Consider the following 3,201-nt stretch of genomic DNA (forward strand, 5'->3'; position numbering starts at 1 on the left):
AGCGGCAGGTGTTGCAGCCGCAGGCTTGGCCGGACGCGCGCTATGGGCCACAGGCTTGACCGGTGTCGCAACCGGCGCGGCTGGCGTTGCCGGAGCGGCTGCCGGGGCAGCAGGTGCCGCCGGTTTTGGCACGGTGGCCGGAATGATCGGCGCGGTGCCGTTTTGCTTGTCTTCCGCTTCCTGGGCCTGGGCGGCTTCGTTGGCACGCTCTTCCGGGGTGCGGTTGTCACTGAACACCAGCAACAGGTAACGGCTGCGGTTCAATGCGGCGGTCGGCACGGCACGCACAATGGCGAACGGCTGGCCGGAATCGTGGATCACTTCCTTGACCGTCGCGACCGGGTAGCCTGCCGGGAACCGCTGACCCAGGCCGGAGCTGACCAGCAGGTCGCCTTCCTTGATGTCGGCGGTGTCTGCGACGTGACGCAACTCCAGGCGTTCCGGGTTACCGGTACCGCTGGCAATCGCCCGCAGGCCGTTGCGGTTGACTTGCACCGGGATGCTGTGGGTGGTGTCGGTCAGCAACAGCACGCGAGAGGTATAAGGCATCAACTCCACCACCTGGCCCATCAAGCCACGCGCATCGAGCACCGGCTGGCCGAGGACTACGCCGTCGCGCTCACCCTTGTTGATGATGATGCGATGGGTGAAGGGGTTCGGATCCATACCGATCAACTCGGCCACTTCGACCTTCTCGTTGACCAGCGCAGAGGAATTGAGCAACTCGCGCAGCCGAACGTTCTGCTCGGTGAGGGCCGCGAGCTTTTGCATGCGCCCCTGCAGCAGCAGGTTTTCGGTCTTGAGTTTTTCGTTCTCCGCCACCAGTTCGGTGCGGCTGCCAAATTGACTGGCGACACCCTGATAGAGACGCTGCGGCAGGTCAGTGATCCAGTACGTCTGCATCAGGACCAGCGACATCTGGCTACGCACTGGCTTGAGCAGTGTGAAGCGGGCATCGACCACCATCAGCGCAACCGATAGCACGACCAGCACCAACAGGCGCACGCCCAATGAGGGGCCTTTGGAAAAAAGCGGTTTAATAAGCCGCTCCTCCCAGGCAAATGTTTTCTTTATTCATACGGCATCAAACCGGCCTGGATGCAGATTGAAGAAGATAAACGCCAACAGGCAGCACTGCAAAGTGCTGCCTGTGAGCGAAACATGGGCAAACCAGCAAATTCTTATTCGCTGGAGAGCAGGTCCATGGTGTGTTTATCCATCATTTCCAGTGCACGGCCACCGCCGCGGGCGACGCAGGTCAACGGGTCTTCAGCAACGATCACTGGCAAACCGGTTTCCTGGGCCAGCAACTTGTCGAGGTCGCGCAGCAAGGCGCCACCACCGGTCAGTACCAGGCCACGCTCGGCGATATCGGAAGCCAGTTCCGGAGGCGATTGCTCCAGGGCGCTCTTCACCGCCTGAACGATGGTGGCCAGGGACTCTTGCAGAGCTTCCAGCACTTCATTGGAGTTCAGGGTGAAGGCACGTGGAACGCCTTCGGCCAGGTTGCGACCGCGAACATCGACTTCGCGAACTTCGCCGCCCGGGTAAGCGGTACCGATTTCCTGCTTGATGCGCTCGGCGGTGGATTCGCCGATCAGGCTGCCGTAGTTGCGGCGCACGTAGGTGATGATCGCTTCGTCGAAGCGGTCGCCGCCAACCCGTACGGATTCGGCATACACCACACCATTGAGGGAGATCAGGGCGATTTCAGTGGTACCACCACCGATATCCACCACCATCGAACCGCGCGCTTCTTCAACCGGCAGGCCGGCACCGATCGCAGCGGCCATTGGCTCTTCAATCAGGAACACTTCACGGGCACCGGCGCCAAGGGCCGACTCACGGATGGCACGACGTTCCACCTGGGTGGATTTGCACGGAACGCAGATCAGCACACGAGGGCTGGGCTGCAGGAAACTGTTTTCGTGAACCTTGTTGATGAAGTACTGCAGCATCTTTTCGCAGACACTGAAGTCAGCAATCACGCCATCCTTCATCGGACGAATGGCAGCAATGTTGCCCGGTGTTCGGCCCAACATGCGCTTGGCCTCGGTGCCAACGGCAACGACACTTTTCTGATTACCATGGGTCCGAATGGCCACAACCGATGGCTCATTCAGGACGATACCGCGCTCGCGCACGTAAATAAGGGTGTTGGCAGTGCCCAGGTCGATGGAAAGATCGCTGGAAAACATGCCACGCAGTTTCTTGAACATGGGAAAGGGACCCTAGGCAACGCGTGGGTAAAAAAGTGCGGCAAACTCTAACAACGACAGGGATTTTGGGCAAGGCGCCAATGTGCTAAATTGGCCGACTTTCTGTGCACCAACCCCCACAATCGCGGCCATATGACCGTAGAAATGCGGTAGTGTTCCTACAATCTAACACACGGATAGCTTCCGTTCTGTTTTCCACTGGAGAATCCCATGGCGCTTGAACGCTCCGACGTGGAAAAAATCGCTCATTTGGCCTGCCTGGGCCTCAATGAAGCCGATCTTCCACAGACCACCGCAGCCCTGAACAGCATTCTCGGGCTGGTCGACCAAATGCAAGCCGTGAATACCGACGGCATCGAGCCCCTGGCTCACCCGCTGGAAGCCAGCCAGCGCCTGCGCGCCGACGTCGTGACCGAGCGCAATAATCGCGAGGCTTACCAGTCCATCGCGCCAGCGGTCGAAAACGGCCTGTACCTGGTTCCGAAAGTCATCGACTAAAGGGAAAGAGCCTGCAATGCATCAATTGACTCTGGCCGAGATCGCCCGCGGTCTCGCCGACAAAAAGTTTTCTTCCGAAGAGCTGACCACGACCCTGCTGGCGCGTATCGCCGAGCTGGACCCTAAGGTCAACAGCTTCATCAGCATCACCGAAGAGCTGGCCCTGAGCCAGGCCAAGGCCGCCGACACACGTCGTGCCAACGGTGAGAACGGCGCCCTGTTGGGTGCGCCGATTGCCCACAAGGACCTGTTCTGCACCCAGGGCATTCGCACCAGCTGCGGCTCGAAGATGCTCGACAATTTCAAGGCGCCCTACGACGCCACTGTGGTCGCCAAGCTGGCCGCTGCCGGGGCCGTGACCCTGGGCAAGACCAACATGGACGAATTCGCCATGGGCTCGGCCAACGAGTCGAGCCACTACGGCGCGGTGAAAAACCCGTGGAACCTCGAGCACGTGCCCGGCGGTTCGTCCGGTGGTTCGGCG

The 3,201-nt window shown here is 60.3% G+C and carries 4 protein-coding genes; 2 read left to right on the forward strand and 2 right to left on the reverse strand.

The window, feature by feature from the left end:
* Together mreC and mreB are read right to left on the reverse strand one after the other, a co-directional pair.
* Positions 1–1,041, reverse strand: a 1,041-nt coding sequence (gene mreC, locus HX846_RS19475) for a rod shape-determining protein MreC (RefSeq protein WP_178965925.1), incomplete at its 3' end; no start/stop codon positions are given.
* Between the two features lie 140 nt (positions 1,042–1,181).
* Positions 1,182–2,219, reverse strand: a complete 1,038-nt coding sequence (gene mreB / locus HX846_RS19480; protein WP_002555108.1) for a rod shape-determining protein MreB — start codon at positions 2,217–2,219, stop codon at positions 1,182–1,184.
* Between the two features lie 210 nt (positions 2,220–2,429).
* On the opposite strand from mreB, the gene gatC reads away from it, so the two are divergent.
* On the forward strand, positions 2,430–2,717 hold the full coding sequence (gene gatC / locus HX846_RS19485; RefSeq protein ID WP_003216077.1) for an Asp-tRNA(Asn)/Glu-tRNA(Gln) amidotransferase subunit GatC: 288 nt from the start codon (positions 2,430–2,432) through the stop codon (positions 2,715–2,717).
* Between the two features lie 16 nt (positions 2,718–2,733).
* Positions 2,734–3,201 (forward strand): amidase (locus tag HX846_RS19490; RefSeq protein WP_256739841.1); only part of this gene is annotated, 468 nt, incomplete at its 3' end.

Origin of the sequence: Pseudomonas sp. K5002 (assembly GCF_013386655.1) — a bacterium.
Classification (GTDB): domain Bacteria; phylum Pseudomonadota; class Gammaproteobacteria; order Pseudomonadales; family Pseudomonadaceae; genus Aquipseudomonas.

Coding starts and splice junctions, on each gene's coding strand:
- mreB (WP_002555108.1), bottom strand. CDS start 2,219: ATGTTCAAGAAACTGCGTGGCATGTTTTCCAGCGATCTTTCCATCGAC.
- gatC (WP_003216077.1), top strand. CDS start 2,430: ATGGCGCTTGAACGCTCCGACGTGGAAAAAATCGCTCATTTGGCCTGC.